Here is a 24352-nt window from a genome sequence, read left to right on the forward strand (position 1 = left end):
TGTGCAGTCATGAGGCCGTGCATCCGGGCTTTCTGTACAGGATGACCACCCCACTGAGGAGGCTGATGTGGCGATCGACCAGCTGGACGGCCGGATCATCGTGCTGCTGGCACGGGAGCCGCGGATCGGGGTGCTGGAGATGTCCCGGCGGCTCGGGGTGGCCCGCGGGACGGTGCAGGCGCGGCTGGACCGGCTTCAGTCGAATGGCGTCATCCGCGGATTCGGCCCACAGGTGGACCCGGCCGCCCTCGGATACCCCGTCACCGCCTTCGCCACCCTCCAGATCCGGCAGGGCCAAGGACCCGACGTACGGGCGCACTTGGCGACCGTCCCCGAGGTGCTGGAGCTGCACACCACCACCGGCAGCGGAGACATGCTGTGCCGGCTGGTGGCCCGTTCCAACGCCGATCTCCAGCGGGTCATCGACCGGGTTGTCGGTTTTGATGGCATTGTCCGGGCCGCCACCGCGATCGTGATGGAGAACCCCGTTCCGCTGCGGATCATCCCGCTGGTGGAGCAGGCGGCCAGGGCCAGTCCGGCGGATCGGGCCGGAGGAGAGTGACGGTGCCTCATGAGCGTGGGTGAGCGGAGCCTGATGCGTGCGGCAGCACCGCGCGGGAGGGCGGCCGGCCCCGGGGGTGAGCGCGGGTGAACTTCTGGGACTACCTGAGCAGCCGCCACCAGCAGCTGCTCACGGACGCCTACCAGCACGCGAGCGTCGTGTTCCAGTGCATGGTCGTGGCGACCGTGGTCGGCGTACTGATCGGGGTCGCCACCTACGGCAGCGAGTGGGGCGGAAGCCTCGCGACCACGACGACCTCGACCATCCTGACCGTTCCCTCGCTCGCCATGATCGGTCTGCTCATCCCGATCGTGGGCCTGGGCGTGCCGCCCACGGTGATCGCGCTGACGCTGTACGGGCTGCTGCCGATCGTGCGGAACTCGATCGTCGGGCTGCGCGGGGTCGACCCCTCGCTGGTCGACGCTGCGACGGGCATCGGCATGTCCCGGCTGATGCGGCTGCTGCGGATCGAACTGCCGCTGGCCTGGCCGCCGATCCTGACCGGGATCCGCGTCTCGACCCAGATGCTGATGGGCATCGCCGCGATCGCCGCCTACGCCTCTGGGCCCGGCCTCGGCAATGAGATCTTCCGCGGCATCGGCTCGCTGGGCAGCAAGAACGCTCTCAACCAGGTCCTCGCGGGCACGCTGGGGATCATCGTGCTGGCGCTGCTGTTCGACGCCGCGTACGTCCTGATCGGACGGCTGACCATTCCGAGGGGGATCCGTGCCTGAGGCTTCCACCACCGGGGCGACGACCGGGGCGACCACTGCCCCGACCACCGGCGCGGCCACCGGCGCGACCATCGAGTTGGACAACCTCTCCAAGCTCTATCCCGGCAGTCCCACCCCCGCCGTCGACAACGTCAGCATGGAGATCAAGGCGGGCGAACTCGTCATCTTCGTCGGCCCGTCCGGCTGCGGGAAGTCCACGACGCTGAAGATGATCAACCGGCTGATCGAACCGACCGGCGGCCGCATCCGCATCGGCGGCGAGGACGTCACCGACATGGACCCGGTGAAGCTGCGCCGCAAGGTCGGGTACGCGATCCAGTCCGCCGGCCTCTTCCCGCACATGACGGTCGCGCAGAACATCGCCCTCGTACCGAAGATGATCGGCTGGCCGAAGGCCCGCGTCTCGGCGCGCGTCGAGGAACTGCTCGACCTCGTCGGGCTCGACCCGGGCGAGTTCCGCGACCGCTATCCGCGCCAGCTGTCCGGCGGTCAGCAGCAACGCGTGGGCGTGGCAAGGGCGTTGGCCGCCGACCCGCCGGTCCTGCTGATGGACGAGCCGTTCGGCGCGGTCGACCCGATCACCCGCGACCACCTCCAGGACGAGCTGATCAGGCTGCAGCGCGAACTGCATAAGACGATCGTGTTCGTCACGCACGACTTCGACGAGGCGATCAAGCTCGGCGACCGCATCGCCGTCCTGCGCGAACGCTCGCACATCGCGCAGTTCGACACCCCGGAGGCGATCCTCAGCAACCCGGCCGACGACTTCGTGTCCGGGTTCGTGGGCGCGGGGGCCGCCCTGAAGCGGCTGAACCTCACCCGCGTACGGGACGTCGAGATCACCGACTATCCGACCGTCAGCCTCGACGACCCGCTCCAGGAGATCTTCAACCGGCTCCGGGGCAGCGGCACGAACGAGATCCTGCTGCTCGACAAGCGCAGACGGCCCTACAAGTGGCTCAGGCGCGGCGACCTCATGCGCGCCCGCGGCTCCCTCGCCCGGGCAGGCACGCTGGTGCACGGCACGGTGACCAGGGACGCGACGCTGCGGGACGCGCTGGAGGCCGTGCTGACCGACAACGCGGGCCGGGTCGCGGTCACCGGGCGGCGCGGCGAGTACGAGGGTGTCGTCGACATGGAGATCCTCATCAACTCCGTGCACGAGCTGCTGGAGGCCGACCGGCTCGAAGCGATGGAGCACCAGCACGAACTGGAGGAGCTGCGGGCCGCCCGGACGCACGCCGAGCAGGAGGGTCCCGGAGGAGGGACGAAGGCGTGACCGCCCCCGAGCTGGAGGAACAGGAGGAGCTGGAGGAGGGCCTGGAGGAGGGCCTGGAGCCGGGCCTGGCGGAGGACACCGCCCCGCCGCCCCCGCCGGGTCCCCCGAGGCCGCGCCTGACCTGGCAGAAGCTGACGGTACTGCCCGCCGTGCTCGTCGCCGTCCTGCTCGCGACCTGGCTGTGGTTCCGGCAGGCCGACCTCGACCCGATCTCCGAGAACGCCCTCTCGAACGGACAGGTCTCCAAGGCCCTGTGGCAGCAGATCGAACTGACCGCGATCTCCACCTTCTTCGTACTGATCATCGCGATCCCACTGGGCATCCTGCTCACCCGCAAGGCGTTCCGGAAAGGCACCCCGGTGGCGATGGCCCTCGCCAACATGGGCCAGGCGACCCCGGCGATCGGCCTCCTCGCGCTGCTGGTGATCTGGCTCGGCACGGGGATGAAGGCCGCCCTGATCGGCATCACGATCTACGCCGTCCTGCCGGTGCTGTCGAACACCATCGCCGGTCTGAAGGCCAACGACCCGACGCTGCTGGAGGCGGCCCGCGGGATCGGCATGTCCCCGCTGGGAGTGCTGTCCAGGGTCGAACTCCCGCTGGCCGTCCCGCTGATCCTCGCGGGCGTCCGCACGGCGCTGGTCCTGAACGTCGGCACGGCGACCCTGGCGACCTTCGGCGGGGGTGGCGGCCTCGGTGTGCTGATCCAGACCGGCATCACCACCCAGCGGATGCCGGTGCTGATGCTGGGCTCGATCCTCACCGTCGTACTGGCCCTGCTCGTCGACTGGCTGGCCTCCCTCGCCGAACTCCTGCTCAGACCGCGCGGGTTGGAGGCGGGGACATGAGACGGCGTCCGGGTCTGCTGCTGGCCTTCGTCCTGGTGGCCGGGTCCGGCTGCGGTCTGCAGAGCGGCTCCCCCATGGTCGACGACGTGCAGCCCGGCTCTGTCGGGAAGGGCGAGCCCCTCAAGGGCGCCCATCTGACCGTCACCTCGAAGGAGTTCACCGAGCAGCTCATCCTCGGCGCGATGATGGGCATCGCCTTCCAGGCGGCCGGTGCCGACGTCCTCGACCGCACCGGCATCCAGGGCTCGATCGGCGCCCGCGAGGCGGTCAAGAGCGGCGACGCGGACGGCATGTACGAGTACACGGGCACCGCCTGGATCACCTACCTGGGCAACAGCAAGCCGATCCCCGACCCGGAGAAACAGTGGCGGGCGGTGCGCGACGCGGACCTCAAGAACGGCCTGACCTGGCTGCCGCCCTCGAAGCTCAACAACACCTACGCCCTCGCCATGAACCAGGCCAACTTCAGGAAGTACGGCACGAAGACGCTGTCCGACGTGGCCGCGCTGTCGAAGAAGGGCCCCGGCGCCGTGACCCTGTGCGTGGAGAGCGAGTTCGCCAACCGCGCGGACGGACTGCCGGGCGTGGAGAAGGCGTACGGGATGAGCGTGCCCGCGAAGAACGTCACCCAGATGGACACCGGGATCGTCTACACCCAGGTGAAGAAGGGGAGTTGCACCTACGGCGAGGTGTTCACCACCGACGGGCGCATCAGGTCGATGAACCTGGTGGCGATGAAGGACGACAAGAAGTTCTTCCCCAACTACAACGCGGCACCGGAGATCAACACCAAGGCCCTGAAGAAGTGGCCGGCGATCGCCGGGGTCCTCGCCCCGGTGACGAGGAAGCTCAACAACACGGTGGCACAGACGCTGAACGCGAAGGTCGACGTGGAGGGGGAGGATCCGCATCAGGTGGCGCTGGACTGGATGAAGCGGGAGGGGCTGGTCAAGTAGGCCCGGGGGACGGGGGGACGAGGGGGGACGGGCCAAGACTTACAAAGAAAACGTTGCAAAGGATTCTTTGCAACGATACCTTTGTACGCATGCCCGAGCCAGCACGCCAAGACCGTCACGTCCGCCACCTCGACGCCCGTTCGCTGCGCGGACTGGCCCACCCCCTGCGTATGCAGCTGCTCGACTCCCTGCGCTTCAGCGGACCCGCCACGGCGTCCCAACTCGCCGAAAGGCTGGGCGAGTCGAGCGGGGCCACCAGCTACCACCTGCGCCAGCTCGCGGCACACGGCTTCGTGGAGGACGACCCGGAGCGGGGCAAGGGGCGGGAGCGGTGGTGGCGGGCCGCCGTCCAGGCGCTCGATTTCGACGAGAGCCTCCTCACCGATACCAGCCCTGCCGTACGAGGCGCCGCCGAGACGTACCTCCACGAGGTCGCCACCACGCAGGGCCGGGAGCTGTCGACCTGGCTCGGCACCCGCCAGGACTGGTCCGAGGAGTGGAACAGCCGGTGGGACATGAGCAGTTGGACGCTCCGCCTGACGCCCGACCTCACGCGCGAACTCGTCGAGAAGATGCACGCCCTCGTCGGCAGCTACCGCGACCTGCCCGCCACCGAGAACGACCCGCAGGCGGAGACGGTCCGTGTGCAGGCCCGCACCTTCCTCCTGCCCACGGATTGAGAGGCTCCCTCCGATGCACCCCGAGACCCACCTCGCCCTGCACCACACCCGCGCCGCGGAACTCCGCGCCGAAGCCGCCGGGCACCGCCTCGCCGCCGTCGCCAAGCGCCCCCGCGACCTGCGCACCCGCCTCGGCTGGACGCTGGTGGAGGTCGGTCTGCGGCTCGCCGCCGCTCCCAGGCCGGCGATCGCCTAACAGCTCGGTACGGAACTCTTCCCCGACTCCAGCGCCACCAGCGAGTTCACCGCACCCTTCAGCGTGGTCACCGGAATCAGCCGCAGCCCCTTCGGCAGCTCGGACTTGGCGTCGGAGCACTCGGCCTTCGGCACCAGGAAGACGGTGGCGCCGTCCCGGCGCGCGGCTTGCGTCTTCAGCGCCACGCCGCCCACAGCACCCACCGTGCCGTCGTCGTCGATCGTGCCCGTACCGGCGATGGTGCGGCCGCCGGTGAGGTCCCCGCCGCTGCCGTTGCCGTCCAGCTTGTCGATGATGCCGAGGGTGAACAGCAGGCCGGCGCTGGGGCCGCCGACGTCGGCGAGCTTCAGTGTGACCTTGACCTTCTTGTCGCTGAGGTGCAGGTAGTCCAGCGCGGCCTGGGCCGCCGCGTCCTGCGACTCCTTCATCTGCGCGCTGTTGTGCTGCTCGATCTCCTTGGTGGACTCACCGCTCGGATAGACCGAGTCGCGCGGCATCACGGCCCGGTCGGTGGCGAACCAGGCACTGAGTACGTCGCCCAGTGCCACATGCGTGTCCGGGTTCGTCGCCTCGATCGTCGTCATCCGCAGCTGACCGCTCGTCTGCCGGGTCTTCGCCCCCGAGATCGTGATCACGGCGGTGCCCTGGTTGTCCCCGAGCACGTTCGCCGTCATCCCGGGCTGCGCCAGCGAGAACGGCAGCGGCGCGAAGGCCGCGGTGGCGACCAGCGCCACGACGGGCAGGGCGCATACGGCGAGGGCCTGGGGGCGTGTGAGACGAGAGAGCACGGGATCAATCTAACGTGGCGGTGACTTCCGGCCAGGTGCCGGTCAGCTCACAGTCAAGTCTCGCCGCTCCCTGGTGAACCGCCGCAGCGCGTCCGGCAGCGGTTCGATGCCGATTCCCGGGGTGGTCGGGACGGGCAGGTGGCCGTCCCGCAGGACGAAGGGCTCGGTGATGTCCTCGGCGAAGTAGCGCGAGGAGGCCGAGGTGTCTCCGGGGAGGGTGAAGCCGGGGAGGGCGGCCAGGGCGAGGTTGGGGGCGCGGCCGATTCCGGTCTCCAGCATGCCGCCGCACCACACCGGCACCCCGTGCGCGTGCGCCACGTCGTGGATGCGGCGGGCCTCCAGGTAGCCGCCCACGCGCGCGGGCTTCACATTGACGACCCGGCACGCCTCCATCGCGATGGCGGAGGCGGTGTCCCGAGCGCTGTGGAGGGATTCGTCGAGGCAGACGGGGGTGGCGATGCGCTTCTGGAGCCGTGCGTGCGCGTGCAGGTTGTTCTCCTCCAGCGGCTCCTCGATCAGCAGCAGCCCGAAGTCGTCGAGGCGGCGCAGGTGCTCGGCGTCCGCGAGGCTGTACGCCGTGTTGGCGTCGACCTGGAGGGGCAGGGCGTCCCCGAAGCTTTCGCGTACCGCCCGTACGGGCTCGATGTCCCAGCCCGGCTCGATCTTCAGCTTGATGCGGACGTAGCCCTCGGCGAGATAGCGCTCGACGTCGTCCAGGAGAGCGGGCACCGAGCCCTTGATGCCGACCGACACGCCTGCGGGGACCCGGTCGCGCACCGCCCCCAGGTAGGTGGCGAGGGACATGCCGTACGAACGCAGCTCCGCGTCCAGGACGGCCGTCTCCAGGGCCGCCTTCGCCAGTTCGTGGCCCTTGATCCTCGCCACGGCGGGGGCCACCGCGGCGGCGGTCGGCTCGGGGAGGGCGGCCACGCGTGGCAGCAGGAAGTCGCGCAGTACCAGTTCCGCGCCGGCCACGAACTCGGAGCAGTACAGCGGTTCGGGGTCGGCGGCGAACTCCGACCAGCCCTCGGCCTCGTCCGTGACGACGTGCAGGAGAAAGGTGTCCTTCGTCGTCATCGTGCCGAAGGAGGTGCGGAAGGGGGTGACCAGGGGGATCGCGACATGGACGATCTCGGCGCGTTCGAGCTTCACAGGGCTGCCTCCGGTGTGCGGGCGAGGGTGTACCAGCCGTCCCGCGTCATCCCGGTGGCCGTGAACCCCTGCGCGAAGGCCTCCGTGAACACCTCGCGGACGGCGTACCGCCAGCGCAGGGCGAGGGCGGGATCGGCGGCGCGCAGCCCCACGACGTCCTCCGGCACCCGGCACCAGACGTGCCGGTCGGCGAGATCGCGGCGGGCCAGGACATCGCCGTCGGGCCCCTTGTGCGTGGCGGGCGCGGCCTCGCGGTCGCCGGTCTCGTACGAGGGTGCCGGCGCCGTCAGGTCCCAGGTCGCCGTCAGCCGGTCACTCTCGTCGCCGCCGTTCACGCCGTCCGCCATGGGGCCGTAGAAGTCGACGAGGTACTCGGTGCCGGCGGCGCCCAGTTTGGCCAGGTTGAAGCGGGCGTTGCGACCGACCAGCGGGTCGAAGGTCCAGCGCATGATGCGGGCGCCACGCTCCACGGCCCAGGCCCGCTGCACCTGCTTCACGGCGTACCCGAGGCCCCGGTCGGCGGCGGCGACCAGGGAGTACGTGTCCTGCCCCGGCCCGCACACGGCGACCGCCGCTCCCGCGAGGCGCGTCCCGTCGTACGCGGCGTGCACGGCGCCGCCCGCGTGGACCAGGCTGTGCAGCACCTCGGCCGGGTAGGGCGGGGCGGCGCGGGGGGTCTGCCAGACGTGGCTGAAGTAGTCGGCGACAGCCGCGAGGCCGGCGACATCTTCCACGGTGCGGATGCTCACTCCGGGCGGGCGGTCGAGAGTCATGGGTGGAGTCTCGTCGGCGGACGGGTGCCCCCACATTGTGCGAGCGGACAAGACCCGCGTACGTTCGTTTCGGAATCGGCCAATAGGCCAATAGGCCGCCCGGCTTTCTCCCTTTCTTCCGTTCCTCATCTTCTTCCGTCCCGCATCTTCTTCCGTCCCGTATCGAGGAGCCCATGGACGTCTGCACCCTCGGCGACCTCCTGGACGTCGTCGGCGGCCCCTCGCTGCACCTGCGCCTGCACACCGCGCCCGCCGGGCTCGCCGCGCCGGTGACCGAGGTGTTGCTCTACGACGCCCAGGCCTCGCTGCCGCACGCGCCGGGCGCGCTGCTGCTGGCCGTCGGGGTGCGGGCGGCGGACACCGGACCGCTGGTCCGGCTGGCCGCGGAGGCCGCGATGACCGGGGTCGTGGTGCGCGGCCCGGACGGGCCGGTCGGCGAGGCCGAGGCGCGAGGCGTGGCGCTGCTGTCGGTCGACGAGGAGGCGGCCTGGCATCACGTGCACCTGCTGCTGTCCTCGGCCATCGGTGCCCGGCCCGCGCCGTCGGCCGGGGGCCTCGGCGACCTGTTCGCGCTCGCGGACGCCGTCGCGGCGGCGACCGGTGGGGCGACGGCCGTGGAGGACCCGCGCCAGCGGATCCTCGCCTACTCCACCGTCCCCGGCCAGCCGGTCGACGAGGACCGGCGGCAGGGCATCCTCGGCCTCCAGGTGCCGGTCAGTCCGGCCAACACCGAGCAGTACCGGCTGCTGTTCGCGGCGCCGGGGCCCGTACGGCTGCCCGCGCTGCGCGAGGGCGACCTGCCGCGCCTGGCCCTCGCCGTGCGGGCCGGCGGCGAGACGCTCGGCTCGGTCTGGGTGGTCGACGGCGGGGCGCTCGCGCCGGACGCCGAGGAGACCCTCGTGCAGGGCGCGTCCACGGCGGCGCTGCTCCTGCTGCGGGCCCGCGCGGCGCAGGAGCTGGCCCGCCACCAGAACAGCGATCTGCTGCGCCGTCTGCTCGACGGCACCGCCGACGCCGCGACGGCCGCTCAGCGCCTGGGCCTTGAGGGGCCGGTGCGGGTGGCCGCGTTCGTGCTCGACGCGGCGAGCCTGCCCGACGCCGAGCAGACCGGTCTGCGCCTGCTGGACGTCGTACGGCTGCAGTGCGAGGCGCGTTACGGGCGACCTGCGTGTGTGCTGCTCGACGGGGTGGTGTACGCGGTCCTGCCGGCGCCCGGGGCGCGCCACAAGCGGCTGGCCGAGGACATCGTGGCGCGGGCGGGGCAGGCGTTGCGGGTGCCGGTGCGGGCCGCGCTGGGCGAGGTGGTGGCGGGGCCGGCGGAGGTCGTGGGGTCGCGGGAGGACGCTGAGTTGGTGCTGCGGGTGCTCGGGCCGGAGCTGCCGGTGGCGACGGTGGACGAGGTGCGGCCACGGGTGACGCTGCTGCGGCTCGCGGAAGTGCTGGGTGAGCGGCGGGAGTTGAGCGCGGGGGCGTGGCGGCGGGTGCTGGCGTACGACGAGGCGCACGGCACCGACTACGCGCGCACCCTGGTCAGTTGGTTCGACGCGGGCTGCGACATGGGCGGTGCGGCAAAGCTCCTCGCCGTGCACGCGAACACCTGCCGCTACCGCCTGAAGCAGGTGCAACAGCACACCGGAATCAACCTGGCCGACCCCGACGAACGCCTGATGCTGTGGCTACAACTGAAAACCCTGGCCAACCGCACCCCATAGGAGCGCGGGGAACCGCACCCCATAGGAGCGCGGGGAACTGCGCTGCGCCCCATAGGGGCGCGGGGAACTGCGCGACCAGCCACAGCCGACCCGCAGCCGCCCAACCCCCCAGCCACACACCCGCACCGTACGCCCCGTCCCCCCAACCCAGCGGAGCGCTACCGCAGGGCCTCGGCCACCTCCCGTGCCGCGTCGACCACGCGCGGACCCACCCGCTCGGGCACCGCGTCGGCCAGCATCACGACTCCGACGCTGCCTTCGACGCCCGTGACCCCGAGAAGCGGCGCCGCGGCTCCACTCGCCCCGGCCTCCAGCTCCCCGTGGGTCAAGGTGTATCCGGGCTCCGCAACCGGCCTCGCCCGTGCGGCGAGGATCGCCCTGCCCGCGGCACCCCGGTCCAGCGGGTGCCGGAACCCGGCCCGGTACGCCACGTGATAGTCCGTCCAGGTCGGCTCGACGACGGCCACGGCCAACGCGTCCGCCCCGTCCACGAGGGTGAGATGCGCGGTCGCGCCTATGTCCTCGGCCAGCGACCGGAGCGCCGGCAACGCGGCCTCCCGCACCAGCGGATGCACCTGGCGGCCCAGTCGCAGCACTCCGAGCCCGACCCGGGCACGGCCGCCCAAGTCCCGGCGCACGAGCGCATGTTGTTCGAGTGTGGCGAGCAACCGGTACACCACGGTCCGGTTCACGCCCAGTCGGTTGGAAAGCTCGGTGACGGTCAGCCCGTGGTCCGTATCGGCCAGCAGCTTGAGGACTCGCAGTCCCCGGTCGAGCGTCTGAGAGGTCTCCGCGGTCACGACGCCCACTCCTCCAAGTGGTGAGGTCGGCGACCTCCGCGCGACAGTGCGACACCGAGTCCCGTCGGTGACGCGCAACAGAGGCCGCCGATCGGCCGGCGGCCCGGCCTGTACCGAGCCGCGTCGCTTCACGGCTGCGCTCCGCGGCGGCGCTGCCACGGGGCGTGTGCGTAGCGGGACAGTAGCGAAGCGGGTTCGCTCAGCGGAAGGCTCCGTCCAGAATCCGGGCACCTGGAGGGAGGGACTACCTCCGTTTGTCCTGATTCGCACGGCGCGCGGCGCGGCCCGTGCACCACACCCGCACCCGGCGCACACGCCCGGCGTCCGCCTGGCGGACGCCGGTACCGGGCGTCACCGCATGCGCGTGGCCCACTCCTGCACCTTGGCGATCCGCTGCCGCAGCTGTCCCGCCGTGGCCTCGGCGCTGGGCGGGCCTCCGCACACGCGCCGCAGTTCGGTGTGGATTACCCCGTGCGGCTTGCCGCTCTGGTGGGAGTACGCCCCGACCATCGTGTTGAGCTGCTTGCGGAGCTCCATCATCTCCTTGTGCGAGACGACCGGCCGCCGCTCTGCGGGAAGCTCCAGCAGGTCGGCCTCGGCATCCGGCTTCTTGCGGCTGTGCGCGATCTGCCGGGCCTGCCGCTTCTGCAGCAGCATCTGCACCTGATCCGGCTCCAGGAGGCCGGGAATCCCGAGGTAGTCCTGCTCCTCCTCGCTTCCCGGATGGGCCTGCATACCGAACTCGGCGCCGTCGTAGAGCACCCGGTCGAAGACGGCCTCGGACTCCAGGGCCTCGAAGGAGAACTGCTCCTGCTCGCCGGTGTCCTCGTCCTGCTCCTTGTTCGCCTCCTCCATCTCCTTCTCGGATTCGGCGTACGGGTCCTCCTCGCCCTCCTTCTTCGGCTTGTCGAGGGCGTGGTCGCGCTCGACCTCCATCTCGTTGGCGAAGGTGAGGAGGTCGGGGACGGTCGGCAGGAAGACGGAGGCGGTCTCACCGCGCCGCCGGGACCGCACGAAGCGGCCTACGGCCTGGGCGAAGAAGAGCGGGGTGGAGATGGTCGTGGCGTAGACACCGACGGCCAGCCGCGGGACGTCGACCCCCTCGGACACCATCCGCACCGCGACCATCCACCGGTCGTTGCTGCCGCTGAACTCGTCGATCCGGTTCGAGGCGCCGGCGTCGTCGGAGAGGACGAGGGTCGCCTTGCTGCCGGTGATCTCGCGGATGAGCTTGGCGTACGCGCGGGCGGAGTCCTGGTCGGAGGCGATGACGAGGGCGCCGGCGTCCGGGATGGCCTTCCTGACCTCGGTCAGCCGCTGGTCGGCGGCGCGCAGCACGCTGGGCATCCACTCGCCGCGCGCGTCGAGGGCGGTGCGCCAGGCCTGGCTGATCGCGTCCTTGGTCATGGGCTCGCCGAGCCGCGCGGCGATCTCGTCGCCCGCCTTGGTCCGCCAGCGCATGTTGCCGCTGTAGGAGAGGAAGATGACGGGCCGGACGACGCCGTCCGACAGCGCGCTGCCGTACCCGTAGGTGTAGTCGGCGGAGGACCGCCGGATCCCGTCGTTCCCCTCCTCGTACGTCACGAAGGGAATGGGGTTGGTGTCGGACCGGAAGGGCGTACCGGTGAGCGCGAGCCGGCGCGTGGCGGGCTCGAAGGCTTCGAGGCAGGCCTCGCCCCACGACTTGCTGTCACCGGCGTGGTGGATCTCGTCGAGGATCACGAGGGTCTTGCGCTGCTCGACGCGGTTGCGGTGCAGCATGGGCCGCACGCCGACACCCGCGTACGTCACCGCGACGCCCTGGTAGTCACGGCCGAGCGGACCGGCGCTGTACTCGGGGTCCAGCTTGATCCCGATCCGGGCGGCCGCCTCGGCCCACTGCTTCTTCAGGTGCTCGGTCGGGGCGACGACGGTCACCTGCTGCACGACATGGTGGTGCAGCAGCCAGGAGGCGAGGGTGAGCGCGAAGGTCGTCTTGCCGGCGCCCGGGGTGGCCACGGCGAGGAAGTCGCGCGGCTGCTCCTGGACATATCTCTCCATCGCCCCCTGCTGCCAGGCACGCAGCTTGCCGGCGGTGCCCCAGGGGGCCCGGCCGGGGAAGGCGGGAGAGAGGTGGTGGGAGGAGGCGGCGGTGGTAGTCACGATCTCCGTGGGGTGGTCGGGCGGCCTGGGTATGACAACCGGGCCACCCTACCGGCGGCTCGCAGCTGTCAACGCGCGGACAAGGCCGGCTCACCCCGGGGTGCGACTCACCTCACATCACTTCACGTCACTTCGCATCACCTCACCGCACCTCGCCGCACCGAAGCAGGGACGCCGGGCGGCGACGCGAGGCCGGCCCTGCCTGCCCTTACATGAACGGCGTATGGCAGTCCCGTTGCAGCCCCCCTGGCTCCCTTGAGCCCCTCCCCGCCCCGCCGTACGGTCGTCTCACCGAGTTCGGAACGGCGCCCAGCACTCCGACCCGACCCGGCCGTGTGCCCGAGTGGCTTAGGGACTCGCCTGCAAAGCGAGTTACGTGGGTTCGATTCCCGCCACGGCCTCAACCTGCCGTACCAGGCAAGACGAACGAGAGGGCGGCACCCCCGAGGGGGTGCCGCCCTCTCGTTCGTCCCCCTCGGCCCTTTTCCTTGTGATCCTTCGTAACCCTTCTGGACCCTTCTGATCCTTCTGGATCCTTCTGAAGTGCCGCCATCGGGCCAGCTGTTGGATGCCGCGGATTCCGGAGGCGTCACCCGGTTGGCCGCGCAGGAGATGAAACCCGCCGTGGGGGCAGGCAGATTGATCCACGTGACCGCAACTCACGAAACTCGAACGGAGATATCCATGTCACGAATATGCGCGATCAGTGCCGCCCTCGGTCTCGCTCTCGCAGCCGGACTGGCCACGGCCTCCAGCGCGGTGGCCGCTCCCGAAGCCCTTCACACCGCCACGACGGTCCAGTCCATCCCCGTCGCCTCCGACCACGGAGGCTGGGACGGCTGGGACGACGGCTGGGGCGGCGACTGCAACGGCAACGGCAACATCAACATCTGTGCGTGACAGCTGAGAGCTGAGCCAGGGCAGGCAGAGGAGGAGCGCCAGGCGCCTGTGCGGTTCCTCCTCCGTCTCCCCCGCGACTTTCCCGCGTGCCATTTCCGCGCCCGGACGCGCCGACTACAGCACCCCGCCCGCCTCGTCCCGGAACGCCTCCGTCCAGTAGTGCCAGTCCGCGTGCGTCGTGATGGCTGTGGGGTCGACGGAGGAGAGGACCTGGAGCATGGTCGCGGCCAGTTGGTCGTAGGCCCGGGTGGTGAGTTCGTGGGACAGGGCCTCGTCGATCGTCCGCTCCCGGTGGTGCAGCCAGAGGGTGAAGGCGAGCGTGGAGACGTCCGTGTTCAGGGGATACAGCTTCGCCTCGGGCTCGCTCCAGTTCAGGACCTCGCCCGTCGCGCCGTCCACCACCAGGCTGTTGTCCTCGACCAGGTGGCCCAGACGTATCAAGTGATCGGCCCTGGCCGGGAGTTCGAAGAACGAATCCGTACCGGAGCGGTCGTCCGCGGCGTACTCCGCCTGCGTCTGCAACGGTACCTCCGTGTCGAGCTGGAACAGGACCGTGTCCTCCGGCAGGCCCGTCTCACGCAGGAAGCGGCGGGTCGGCTCGTGCGTGAGCGCGGCCGGGAAGTCGACGTCCTCGAAGCGGACCACGCGCCCGAGTCCGAACTCCTCGTCCAGGAGGCGGGCCGGGACGTCCAGAGTGAGGCCACCCGACGTGCCGGGACCGGTGGCGAGGGACAGGGGGCGGATCAGGGCGGCAGCCTTCCAGTACGGCGGGACCTCGCCGTCCGTGCCCTCCTCGAACAGTGCCAGGAGCTGCCGTGACGCCTCGGCGGCCGCCTTGCTGCCGTGTCGGCCCGCGAAGGACGCGAACTGCCCCCGCAGGTCGGCCAGTTCCTCGGTGACCGCGGCGAACCGCACCAGCGCCTCCAGGGAGGGCGCCAGAGGGCGGTCGCCCAGCAGCTCGAACAGGTACGCGGTGCTGATCTCACCGGTGCCGCCGTCCAGGAGGATCGACTCCACCGGCATGCCCGCCGGGGCCGACAGCTCCCCTATCACCAGCCGGTCCCGCAGCCCCTCCGCCAGGCCGGCGCCGCCGTCCGTGGCCTGCGCCTGCGTGTGCAGCCCGCCCGTGCGCGGTGCGGCGAACGTCAACAGGGCGCTGTCGCCCGGCAGTCCGGGTCCGGTCAGCCGGCGCCGCGTCGGCATGTGCGTCACAAAAGGATCGAGTTGGTCCTCGGTGAAGGTGATCGCCAACGTGGCGACATCGGTCGTGCTCATTGCTTCCCCCGAATGTTCCCGCTCACAGTCCCCGCGCGGGGACTGCCGGCCGCGTGGCGCGACCCCGTGGCACGATCGTCCGCCGCATGGTCCCGCGGGCCGTTCCCCACTGCCCAGAACACTACGCCCCGCCACCGACAATGCCCCGGATCGCGCCGCACCGCAGCTCCGCGCCGCAGCTCCGCACCACAGGAACGTTCAGCGCGCCCTCGCCCGTTCCCGCCCGGCGAGGACGCCTCAACCGCTCCCCCACCCTCAGCTCCGAGCTGTCCAGCCACAGCCCGAGCCGGGAAGTGTCCGCCCGCAGCGCCCCGTCCAGGTCCTCGACCGTCCACGCGCCGTACCCCGTCTTCGCCCGCCCCGCCTCCCGTGCCGTGACGGCCTCGGGGCTCGGGGCTCGGGGCCAGGACGACGACGTACAGAGGACGGGTGCGCACCAGGTCGACGTACGCCGTCAGCTCGTTCCCGAGGAGCACGTCCTGGACCACCGCCGTGAACCCGGACTCCGCGTACGCGTCCGCCGTCGCAGCCGACAGCCGGTACCGCAGCCGGAGTTGGGCCTCGCCTCGCCGTCGGCCCCGGGGACGTGGTCCTCGCGCCCGGAGACGATCATCCGCCGGAAGAGGTCACCGCGGACGTGCGCCGCACGGGCAGCCTCCCCCGCTGCCTCAGGGGCGTGGGGGTACCCCCATCGCCGGCGCCTGCGCGACCGTCGGCTTACCGGCCGCCGTCACGCCGGTGATCAGCACCACTCCGCGCAGCACGGGTCAGGTCCTAGGTGAGGTACACGCCACCGAGGACGACCGCCAGTGCCGCCACCATGAACAGCAGCACCCACACCAGCAACTTGCCGACGCTGGGCGGCGGTTCGTAGCGCGACTCCTCGGGCTCGGGTGCGGTCATCGGTCCGTCACCACCGCGGCCTGCGGCCTTATCGGCAGCCGGTTCACCGGGCGGCCGGTGGCGGCACGTACGGCCGAGGCGACGGCCGCCGGGGAGGTGACCACCGGCGCCGCGCTGACCGCCTTCGCGCCGAAGGGTGCGACCACGTCACGCTCCTCCACGAGCTTCACGATCCGGATGTCGGGTGCGTCCAGGGCCGTCGGCAGCGCGTAACCCGTCAGATCCGGGTGGCGGATCAGCCCGCGCGCGGTGCGCAGGTTCTCCGTCAGCGCGATGCCCACGCCCTGGGTGACGCCCGCCTCGATACGGGCTGCCAGCTGGGCCGGGTTGAGCACCCGGCCGACGTCCTGGGCGAGCGCCAGCTCCACGACCCGTACCGAACCGAGTTCGATGTCGACGTCGACGACCGCACGGATCGCGCAGAAGGCCATCCCCACGAAGGCGTCGCCCTGGCCGTGCTCGCCGAGCGGCTCGGTCGGGTGCGGTCGGCACTGGGCCGTCGCCCACAGTTCCTTGCCGTCCATCGCCTCCGTGACGGTGGTCGACAGGACGCCGTCGTACGAGGTGATCTTGCCGTCGGTGATCTGGAGCAGTTCGGTCGACATGCCGAACTTGTGGGCGAGGGGCTGCAGGAGCTGGGTGCGGACCATCTTGGCCGCACGCTCCACGGCGCCACCGGACACCCAGGTGTGGCGGCCGCGGCAGCCCGCGCCGGCCGGGGGCTGGTCGGTGTCGACGGGCGCGACGTGCACCTCGTCGATGCCGAGGGTCTCCTGGACGATCTGGCGGGCCAGCGTGGTGAATCCCTGGCCCGTCTCGACGGCCGCGCACAGCACCGTCGCCACGCCGTCCTGGACCTTCACGGTCGCCGTGGAGACCTCGTCCGCGCCCTCCGCGCCGAGCATGTGCACCATGCCCAGGCCGTAACCCACGCCCCGGCGCACCGCGCCCGGTTCGCCCGCACCCTCGGGGCCGCCGGGCAGCAGCCACTCGTCCTCGGGTGTGTCCTTGGGCAGCGCGGGCAGCGGGAAGTCCCGTACCGCCTGCAGGAGTTCGGCGACCGGCGCCGGGCAGGTCACCGTCTGGCCGGTCGGGAGTACGTCGCCGGTGGCCATGGCGTTGCGCAGGCGCAGTTCCGCCGGGTCGACGCCCAGCTTCTTCGCGAGCTTGTCCATCTGGGCCTCGTAGGCGGCGCAGACCTGCATCGCGCCCTCGCCGCGCACATGGCCGGAGGGCGGGTTGTTGGTGCGTACCGCCCAGCCCTCGATGAAGGCGTTCGGGACGACGTAGGGACCGCAGGCGAACCCCACGGCGGCCGCCAGTGCCTCGGAGGAGGTCTCGGCGTACGCGCCCCCGTCGAGCAGGATCTGCGCCTCGACCTTCACCAGCCTGCCCTCGGCGTCGGCGTGGTGGCGGTAGCGCAGGAGGGTCGGGTGCCGGTGGGTGTGGCCCAGGAAGGACTCTTCGCGCGTCGCGGTGAGTTTGACCGGGCAGCCCGTCTTCAACGCCAGCAGGCCGAGCGGGAGTTGGAAGCCCTGGTCCTCGCGGTCGGCCGTGGCGCCGGGGACGCCGGTGACGACGATCTTGACGCGCTCGGGTTCGAGTCCGTAGCAGGCGGCGGCGGTGTCGCGGTCGTTGTGCGGGTCGGTGGAGGCGAGGTAGAGCTCGACGCCGCCGTCGGGCCGGGGCACGGCGAGGCCCGCCTCGGCGCCGATCGGGGCCGGGTCCTGGCGGCCGATGCGGTACTGGCCCTCGACGACGATCTCACCGACCGCGTCCGGGTCGCCGTGGCGCAGCGGGATGTGCCGGATCAGGTTGCCGTCGGGGTGCAGCGGTTCGGCCTCGAAGGCCTGCTCGGGGTCGGTGACCGGGTCGAGTACCTCGTACTCGACGCTGATGGCCGCCGCCGCCATGCGCGCGGTGTCGGGGTGGTCCGCGGCGACGGCGGCGATGGGCTCGCCGTGGTGGCGCACGATCTCGGAGGCGAACACGGGCCGGTCGGCGATGCCGCGGCCGTAGCGGGCGGCGCCCGGCACGTCCTCGTGCGTGACGACGGCCCGTACTCCGGGCATGTCGCGCGCGTGGGAGGCGTCGATGGACACGATGCGCGCGTGCGGGTGCGGGGAGCGCAGGACGGCGGCCCACAGCAGGCCCTCGGCCCACAGGTCGGCCGCGTACGGGAACGTGCCCTCGGTCTTGGCGCGGGTGTCGGCGGCCGGCAGGGAGGCGCCGATGCCGTGCGGCAGCTGCTCGGGGGCGGGTGCTGCCTCCGCGGGGGTGGTCGCGGTGGCGGCTTCGTTGCTCACGCCTGGCCTCCGTCCTGTCCGTACGCCTGGTCATGCGGCCCAGGCGTCGCGGGGAAACCGGGTGACTCGAACGCCGACGGGTTGACACCGCCGGCTCCCGGACCCGCCTGGTGAGGGATACGTGCCTCGTCGCCGTCCTGTTCGGAAGCGTCGCCTTCGGAGTGCGCCTCGCGTTCGGCGACGACCTCCTTGACGGCGTCCACGACGCCCCGGTAGCCGGAGCAGCGGCACAGGTTGCCGCACAGGGCCTGGCGGGTCTCCAGCTCGCTCGGCGCCGGATTGCCCTCCAGCAGGTCGTGCACGGTCATCGCCATGCCGGGCACGCAGAAACCGCACTGCACCGCGCCGCAGCGGGCGAGCGCGCGCTGCACGTCGGAGGGCTGCCCGTCGACGGCCAGCCCCTCGACCGTACGGACCTCGCTGCCCGCGGCGGTCACGGCCGGCACCAGGCAGGAGGCGACGAGCCGCCCGTCGACCTGTACGTTGCACGCCCCGCACTCGCCCTGCGAGCAGCCGTCCTTGGCGCCCGCGAGCCCGAGCCGCTCGCGCAGCACGTACAGCAACGACTCGCCGATCCAGGCGTCGGAGACGGGACGCTCCACGCCGTTGACGCGCAGGACGTAGGCGGCGAGGGGGTGCTCCTCACCGGGAGGCGGCGGGGTCTCGTCGGCGGCATCGTCGGTGGCGTCGGCGTCCGGGGCGGTCGAAGTGTCCGGTGCGTCGGGCGCGTTGGCGGCGAGGGGCCCGGCGACGGCATCGACCGGGGACTCCGCGAGCGGCTCAGCGAGCGGCTCCACGGGCCCCTCAGGCGCCTCCACGGCCCCCTGGGCATCCTCCGCCGCCCCGATGGCCTCATCGGGCCCGAGAGCGGGCTGTGAGGCGGCTACGGCGGATTCGGCGGGCGCTTGCGCGTACGGGTCGGTGGCGTGCCGGCCGTCGTGCGGCCGGGCGGGCCGCTCGGCGGTGTGCGCCGACGCGCTCTCGGGCTCGTGCACGGCCGGGTCCTGCCGCACGGGCGCGTGGTCGGCGGACCCGAGGTGCTCCGGCATCCGCTCGTCGGGCCGGGCACCAGGATGCGCCGGGGGCTGCTCGTAGGTGTGACCGACCGTGTGGCCCGCCGCATGGCCCGCCGTGTGATCCGCGTCCGCCGGCGACTCGGCCGCGTGGTCGTGGTCGTACTCGTGCCCGGGTTCGTCACCGGGCGCCGTCGGTTCCTCGGTCTGCGGCTGCCCCCACGGCTGTCCCGCACCCTCCGTCGCCCAGGGGGCGGGGGCGCCGCCCGGGAGCGTGGCAGGCGGTGTGCCGCCCCACTGCTGGACCAGGGACGACGTGGTGAACTCGCCCGATTCGTCCGGAAGGTCGCCCCCGGCCACGGGGATCGACCATTGCCCGGTCACGTCGTGACCCGGCGCGGGGCCGGACTCCTGGGGCGCCGTCTCCCCGAAGTTCCACTGCTGCGTGGCCGCGGGGTTGTACGTGAACCGGTCGTTGCCGGTGTCCTGGGGCACGGCGTTCGGGTCGGGCCACTGGGCGCCGTCGGCGGGCACGGCCCAGTTGCCGGTCGCCGCCGGGTCGGTCCCCGCGGTCGTGCCGGGCGTGGCCGTTATCTGCGGTGGCACATAGCCATGGCCGGGCGCGGCGAGCGGACTGTCCGCGGCGGCCAGGAGGGCGTCGATCCCCCCTTCCGGCAGCTTCACGAAGGCGGTGGCGCCGTCGTCGTAGTCGCCCTGGGGCAGCGGGTCCCAGCGGCCGCCGCTGCGGGGCGTTCCCTCTCCGTGCTGGTCGTCGGTCACGACAGCGCCCTCCCCAGTGCTCGTCGGGCCAGCGCGGCGACGGTGCGCCGCAGGTGCAGTACGGCGGGCGGAAGCTGTGGGACGGTGCCGTCCCCCTCGGGTACGGGGTCGGGGATGCAGGCCGCGGCGACGTACTCGCCGAAGGCGGTCAGCGCCTCCGGGACGATCGCCCGGCCGTTGTCCCAGTCGATGAGCCGGGCGACCCACTGCTCGGCGTCCAGGGGCCTGAGCGGCATCGGCGCTATGGCACCGACGGCGCACCGGACTCCGCGCCGGGCGGGGTCGAGGACGAGCGCGACGGACGCGACCGAGCGCCCGGGGCCGGTCCGGCCGGTCGCCTTCAGGAAGACCTGCGGCGCGTGCAGCAACGGCACGCGCACGAAGGCGATGAGTTCGCCGCCGCGCAGCATGTCCACGCCGGCCAGCAGGTGCGACACCGGGATCTCCCGGCGGGCTCCGCCCGGGCCCGCGATGATCAGTGTCGCCTCCAGGGCGGCCAGTACCGGCAGCGCGTCCCCGGTGGGGGCGGCCGTGGCGATGTTGCCGCCCAGCGTGCCCGCGTTGCGGATCTGCGGCGGGCCGGCCGCACGCGCCGCGGCGGCGAGCGCCGGGATCAGGGCGGCGAAGTCGGGACGGCCCATGCGCGCGTGCGTGAGTCCGGCGCCGAGCAGGGCGTGCCCGTCCTGGTACTGCCAGCCGCGGATCTCGCTGATCCTGCCGAGGCCGACCAGTGCGGCGGGCCTGAGCTGTCCGGAGTTGACGGCGGCCATGAGGTCGGTGCCGCCCGCCACCGGGACGGCGGCGGGCACGGCGGCGAGCGCCGCCACGGCCTCGTCCAGCGTCGTGGGCAGCGTGACGGCCTGCGCCGCCTGCGGTGCGTGCGTGGTCAAACCGGCTGCCCCTTCCCGCTGCCCCACCTGGTCCCAGCTGGTCCCGCCTGTTGCTGCCGTACGGTACGTGCTGACAGGGCGGACGTGGCAACTCTGGCACATCTTCGCAGGGGCCGAAGACGGGGGTCCGCTAGGAGGCATTCGCCCACCTCACCAGCGAGATGGTCCGTTTTCTCACGGCTTCACCGGTGCGCACCGATTGCCACTCTTCGTCGATTCTCACGACTTTTTCGCCTGTTCGAGAGTTCAGCTATCTGTTCGGGGGTGCCCCCTCGGCCGGCCGCCCGAGCACCCCGGGGCGCCGCTGCCAGGGCAACGGGCCGGCCGGCGGCCGGTAGCCCACGCCCAGGGCGTCAAGTCGCCGGTAGTGGACGGCCATCCTCCGCTCGAAGTCGGCGAAGTCCCGCTCCGCCGGGGCCGGCAGGGAACTCCAGGCCACCTCCGCGAAGGCCGAGAGCCTCGGATACGTCTGGTAGTCCACGCGCGCCTGGTCCTCCATCACCTCAGTCCACACGTTGGCCTGGGTGCCGAGGACATGGCGGGACTCGGCCTCGGTGAGCTGCGGAGGAACCGGCTCGAACCGGTAGACGTCCTCCAGGGTGCGCACGTAACCGATCGGCACCGGCTCGTCCTCGCCCGCCGCCTGACGGTGGTCCAGATACACGTACTGCTCGGGGCACATGACGACGTCGTGGCCGGCCCGGGCGGCCGCGATGCCGGCCGCGTAGCCGCGCCACGAGGAGACGGCCGCGCCCTCGGCGAGGCCGCCCTCAAGGATCTCGTCCCAGCCGACGAGCCTGCGCCCGCGCACGGAAAGCCACTTGTCGAAATGGCCGATGAACCACGACTGCAACGCGTCCTCGTCGGCGAGCCCGAGTTCCCTGATGCGCGCCTGCGCGGTCGGCGACTGCCGCCACTGGTCCTTGAGGCATTCGTCACCGCCGATGTGAACGAACTCGGAGGGGAACAGGTCCAGCAGTTCCTCGAACACTCCCTCGTAGAAGCGCAGGGTGTTGTCAGTGGGGGCGAGTACGTTGGCGGAGATCCCCCAGTTGTCCCAGACGGAGAGCGAGGTCGTGTCGATGACGTCGGTGTTTCCGAGTTCCGGGTACGCGGCGATGGCCGCCTGCGAGTGGCCGGGTACGTCGATTTCGGGGACGACGGTGATATGCCGCTCGGCGGCGTAGGCGACGATCTCCCGGATGTCGTCCTGGGTGTAGAAGCCTCCGTGCGGCTTCTCCTCCCACAGCAGTGAGGCCCGGTGGCCGAATTTCGTGCGCGCCCGCCAGGATCCGACCTCGGTCAGCCGGGGGTACCTCTTGATCTCGACGCGCCAGCCCTGGTCGTCCGTCAAGTGGAAGTGGAAGACGTTGAGTTTGTGCGCGGCCATCAGGTCGAGATGGCGCAGGACACCGTCCTTGGGCATGAAGTGCCGGGCTACGTCGAGCATGAGGCCGCGCCAGCGGAATCGGGGCGCGTCCTGGATGCTGACTGCGGGCACTTCCCAGTCCCGCTCGGGAGTGACCGGTGCGCGGCGGAAGGCGTCGGGACCGAGGAGCTGGCGGAGCGTCTGGGCGGCGTAGAACAAGCCCGCTTCACCGGCTCCCCGCAGATGGACGAGGTACCCGTCGGCCACGAGGGTGTACGCCTCCGGGTCCTCGCCGTCCCGCGGTTCGATGCGCAGCATGATGCGGTCGCCGCTGTCGGTGTGCGGTCGCAGCGGCAGCCCGGTCGCCGCGCCGACCGTGGCCCGCAGCCACTGCGCGACCCGCTCGGTCCCGGGGCCGGCGTCGATCTCCGTCCCGGCACGGAGGACGTAGCCCACTCCCCCGCCGGGCAGCGCCGCCCGCACGCTGCCCGGGGCCGGAACCAGTGCTGTCTCGGAAGCCATGCCGGCCATGTGCATCACGTCGGTCACGTCGGTCACCTCAGTCTTTTACCGCTCCGCCGAGGCCGGAGACCAGCCGTCGCTGTACGAGTACGAAGAACACCAGCACCGGAATCGTCATCACCGTGGAGGCGGCCATGATCCCGCCCCAGTCCGGATCGTCCGGCTTGTAGAAGACCAGCAACGCCATCGGCAGGGTCGACTGCGAAGTGTCGCTGATGATGAAGGACTTGGCGAAGAGGAAGTCGTTCCAGGCCGAGATGAAGGAGAACACGCTCGTGGCCACAAGGCCCGGGAACACGAGGGGGAAAAGGATCTGCCACAGGAATCGCCCGCGGCTCGCCCCGTCGATGTACGCGGCCTCCTCCAGGGCCTCCGGGACCGCCTTCACAAACCCCCGCAGCATCCAGATCGCGAACGGCAGCGAGAAGGCGATGTGCGGCAGGATCAGCGAGCCCAGTGTGTTCAGCAGACCGAAGTCCCGCATCTGGAAGAACAAGGGGATGGTGAGCGCCTCCACCGGCACGGTCTGGGCCACCAGAAACATGATCAACAAGGTGGTCCGGAAGCGGAAGCGGAATCGCGTCACGGCGGTCGCGGCGAGAAACGCGATCAGTGCCGAGACGATGACGACACTGCCCGCCACCACAAGGCTGTTGACGAAATACCGACCGAAATCCTGCTGCCCGAACACGCGCCGGAAGGAATCCAGGGAAGGCGCCGTGGTCCACGGCCGCGGCTCGGCCGACTCGATCTCACCGGCCGGTTTGAAGGCGCCCAGCACCATCCAGTAGAGGGGGAAGGCGACGACGACCGCGATCAGCAGGGCCGAGGCCTCCGCCGCCAGCCGCCACGGGCGGCGCACGCGCGCGCGGAGCACAGGATTCACAGCTCCTCCCCCTGCCGCCGCAGCAGCCGCAGGTAGCCGAGCGTCACGCCGAGCAGGATGAGCAGCATCACGATGCCGATCGCCGAGCCGAGGCCGTACTGCGAGGACGCGAACGCCTGCTGGTAGGCGTAGACGTTCAGGACCAGGTTCTGGCCCGCGATGCCGCCGCCGTTCGTCATGACGTAGATCTGCGTGAAGATCTTGAAGTCCCAGATGACCGACTGGATGGTGACGACGGTCAGGATCGGGCGCAGCATCGGCGCGAGCACGGACCGCCAGATGCGCCACTGCGAGGCTCCGTCCAGCGCGGCGGCCTCCAGCACCTCGGCCGGCACGGCGCGGATCCCCGCGTACACCGTGATCATCACGAACGGGAAGGAGCACCACACCACTTCGAGCAGTACGAGGAAGAAGGCGCTGAAGCGTCCGTACGTCCAGGAGTGGTCGCCGAGGCCGAGGATCCGGTTCACCGGCCCGAAGTCGGGGTCGAACAGGAACAGCCACACCGTCGACCCCGTCACCGCCGGCGTCGCCCAGGCCCCGAGTGCGGCCAGCATCAACGCGAGCCGCGGCACCGCGCGTACCCGCGTCAGCAGCACGGCGAGCGCGCAGCCGACGGCGAGAGTCGACACGACACAGGCCCCCGCGAACAGCACGGTCGCCAGCAGCACCTGCCAGAACTGCCCGTCGGAGAACAGCTCGGTGTAGTTGCCGAACCCTTTGAAGGTGGTCGGCTCCCCACCACTGACCTGGGCCTGCGTGTACTGGAAGAACGAGATCAGCCCGAGCTGGTAGATGGGGTAGACGAGCAGCCCGCCGAGCACGACGACGGCGGGAGCGAGGTAGAGCCAGGGGGTCCAGCGGGGATTGGTACGGAGGTTCACCG

General features: G+C 71.4%; 22 protein-coding genes, 1 tRNA gene and 1 pseudogene. 10 read left to right on the forward strand and 14 right to left on the reverse strand.

Annotated features, from left to right (window positions below; genetic code table 11):
- Positions 1-67: 67 nt before the first annotated feature.
- The 7 genes from OG870_RS18095 (at position 68) to OG870_RS18125 (ending at position 5255) form a co-directional block, all read left to right on the forward strand.
- Positions 68-562, forward strand: coding sequence for an Lrp/AsnC family transcriptional regulator (locus tag OG870_RS18095; protein WP_266515254.1), 495 nt, complete (start codon positions 68-70; stop codon positions 560-562).
- An 86-nt stretch (positions 563-648) separates the two neighbouring features.
- Positions 649-1296: an ABC transporter permease gene (locus OG870_RS18100; RefSeq protein ID WP_266515256.1), complete on the forward strand. Its 648-nt coding sequence runs from the start codon at positions 649-651 to the stop codon at positions 1294-1296.
- Complete coding sequence (locus tag OG870_RS18105; RefSeq protein ID WP_405624464.1) at positions 1289-2575, forward strand: betaine/proline/choline family ABC transporter ATP-binding protein; 1287 nt, start codon at positions 1289-1291, stop codon at positions 2573-2575. Before OG870_RS18100 ends, OG870_RS18105 begins: the two co-directional genes overlap by 8 nt.
- Positions 2576-2628: 53 nt before the next feature.
- Complete coding sequence (locus OG870_RS18110) at positions 2629-3423, forward strand: ABC transporter permease (protein ID WP_266520305.1); 795 nt, start codon at positions 2629-2631, stop codon at positions 3421-3423.
- Positions 3420-4379: a glycine betaine ABC transporter substrate-binding protein gene (locus OG870_RS18115; protein ID WP_327691143.1), complete on the forward strand. Its 960-nt coding sequence runs from the start codon at positions 3420-3422 to the stop codon at positions 4377-4379. Before OG870_RS18110 ends, OG870_RS18115 begins: the two co-directional genes overlap by 4 nt.
- 89 nt (positions 4380-4468) lie before the next feature.
- Positions 4469-5059: an ArsR/SmtB family transcription factor gene (locus OG870_RS18120; RefSeq protein WP_266584177.1), complete on the forward strand. Its 591-nt coding sequence runs from the start codon at positions 4469-4471 to the stop codon at positions 5057-5059.
- A 13-nt stretch (positions 5060-5072) separates the two neighbouring features.
- Positions 5073-5255 carry a hypothetical protein gene (locus tag OG870_RS18125; RefSeq protein WP_266584175.1) on the forward strand — a complete coding sequence of 61 codons (183 nt, stop codon included), beginning with the start codon at positions 5073-5075 and terminating at the stop codon, positions 5253-5255.
- Here the strand turns inward: OG870_RS18125 and OG870_RS18130 are convergent.
- From OG870_RS18130 to OG870_RS18140, 3 genes are read right to left on the reverse strand one after another with little or no spacing between them, the layout of a single operon-like run.
- The gene (locus OG870_RS18130) at positions 5252-6043 is read right to left on the reverse strand and encodes a S16 family serine protease (protein ID WP_266515268.1); all 792 of its coding nucleotides are present in this window, start codon (positions 6041-6043) and stop codon (positions 5252-5254) included. The two genes, OG870_RS18125 and OG870_RS18130, sit on opposite strands and share 4 nt — an antisense overlap.
- Before the next feature lie 42 nt (positions 6044-6085).
- Entirely contained in the window at positions 6086-7195 is a 1110-nt protein-coding gene (menC, locus tag OG870_RS18135) for an o-succinylbenzoate synthase (protein ID WP_266584173.1), read from the reverse strand.
- Positions 7192-7968 (reverse strand): chorismate synthase, encoded by a 777-nt coding sequence (locus tag OG870_RS18140; protein ID WP_327691144.1) that lies wholly within the window; start codon positions 7966-7968, stop codon positions 7192-7194. Before OG870_RS18140 ends, menC begins: the two co-directional genes overlap by 4 nt.
- A gap of 173 nt (positions 7969-8141) precedes the next feature.
- Here OG870_RS18140 and OG870_RS18145 point away from each other — a divergent pair, with 173 nt between their 5' ends.
- The gene (locus tag OG870_RS18145; protein WP_266515277.1) at positions 8142-9680 is read left to right on the forward strand and encodes a PucR family transcriptional regulator; all 1539 of its coding nucleotides are present in this window, start codon (positions 8142-8144) and stop codon (positions 9678-9680) included.
- A gap of 158 nt (positions 9681-9838) precedes the next feature.
- Here the strand turns inward: OG870_RS18145 and OG870_RS18150 are convergent, their stop codons facing one another.
- On the reverse strand, positions 9839-10480 hold the full coding sequence (locus OG870_RS18150; RefSeq protein WP_266515280.1) for an IclR family transcriptional regulator: 642 nt from the start codon (positions 10478-10480) through the stop codon (positions 9839-9841).
- 351 nt (positions 10481-10831) lie between these two features.
- A complete protein-coding gene (locus OG870_RS18155) occupies positions 10832-12622 on the reverse strand; it encodes a DEAD/DEAH box helicase (RefSeq protein ID WP_266515283.1) in 1791 nt (596 codons plus the stop codon).
- A gap of 329 nt (positions 12623-12951) precedes the next feature.
- Here OG870_RS18155 and OG870_RS18160 point away from each other — a divergent pair.
- Positions 12952-13023 (forward strand) — tRNA-Cys (locus OG870_RS18160).
- Between the two features lie 283 nt (positions 13024-13306).
- Entirely contained in the window at positions 13307-13522 is a 216-nt protein-coding gene (locus OG870_RS18165) for a hypothetical protein (RefSeq protein ID WP_266584167.1), read from the forward strand.
- A 114-nt stretch (positions 13523-13636) separates the two neighbouring features.
- Here the strand turns inward: OG870_RS18165 and OG870_RS18170 are convergent, their stop codons facing one another.
- The 9 genes and pseudogenes from OG870_RS18170 to OG870_RS18210 form a co-directional block, all read right to left on the reverse strand.
- Positions 13637-14797, reverse strand: a complete 1161-nt coding sequence (locus OG870_RS18170) for an SUKH-4 family immunity protein (protein WP_266584147.1) — start codon at positions 14795-14797, stop codon at positions 13637-13639.
- A 198-nt stretch (positions 14798-14995) separates the two neighbouring features.
- Positions 14996-15558: pseudogene (locus OG870_RS18175) on the reverse strand (phosphotransferase).
- Positions 15559-15571: 13 nt separating this feature from the next.
- A complete protein-coding gene (locus OG870_RS18180) occupies positions 15572-15700 on the reverse strand; it encodes a hypothetical protein (protein WP_266515292.1) in 129 nt (42 codons plus the stop codon).
- Positions 15697-18006 (reverse strand): xanthine dehydrogenase family protein molybdopterin-binding subunit, encoded by a 2310-nt coding sequence (locus tag OG870_RS18185; RefSeq protein WP_266515294.1) that lies wholly within the window; start codon positions 18004-18006, stop codon positions 15697-15699. The genes OG870_RS18180 and OG870_RS18185 overlap by 4 nt, the downstream gene beginning before the upstream one ends.
- Positions 18003-19799 carry a 2Fe-2S iron-sulfur cluster-binding protein gene (locus OG870_RS18190; RefSeq protein WP_327691145.1) on the reverse strand — a complete coding sequence of 599 codons (1797 nt, stop codon included), beginning with the start codon at positions 19797-19799 and terminating at the stop codon, positions 18003-18005. Before OG870_RS18190 ends, OG870_RS18185 begins: the two co-directional genes overlap by 4 nt.
- A complete protein-coding gene (locus tag OG870_RS18195) occupies positions 19796-20689 on the reverse strand; it encodes an FAD binding domain-containing protein (RefSeq protein ID WP_266515300.1) in 894 nt (297 codons plus the stop codon). The genes OG870_RS18190 and OG870_RS18195 overlap by 4 nt, the downstream gene beginning before the upstream one ends.
- Positions 20690-20939: 250 nt before the next feature.
- Complete coding sequence (locus OG870_RS18200) at positions 20940-22580, reverse strand: beta-N-acetylhexosaminidase (protein ID WP_266927680.1); 1641 nt, start codon at positions 22578-22580, stop codon at positions 20940-20942.
- A gap of 37 nt (positions 22581-22617) precedes the next feature.
- Positions 22618-23457: a carbohydrate ABC transporter permease gene (locus OG870_RS18205; protein ID WP_266927682.1), complete on the reverse strand. Its 840-nt coding sequence runs from the start codon at positions 23455-23457 to the stop codon at positions 22618-22620.
- 5 nt (positions 23458-23462) lie between these two features.
- Positions 23463-24350, reverse strand: coding sequence for a carbohydrate ABC transporter permease (locus OG870_RS18210; RefSeq protein WP_266515303.1), 888 nt, complete (start codon positions 24348-24350; stop codon positions 23463-23465).
- Positions 24351-24352: the final 2 nt, after the last annotated feature.

Source organism: Streptomyces sp. NBC_00461 (genome assembly GCF_036013935.1).
GTDB lineage: Bacteria > Actinomycetota > Actinomycetes > Streptomycetales > Streptomycetaceae > Streptomyces.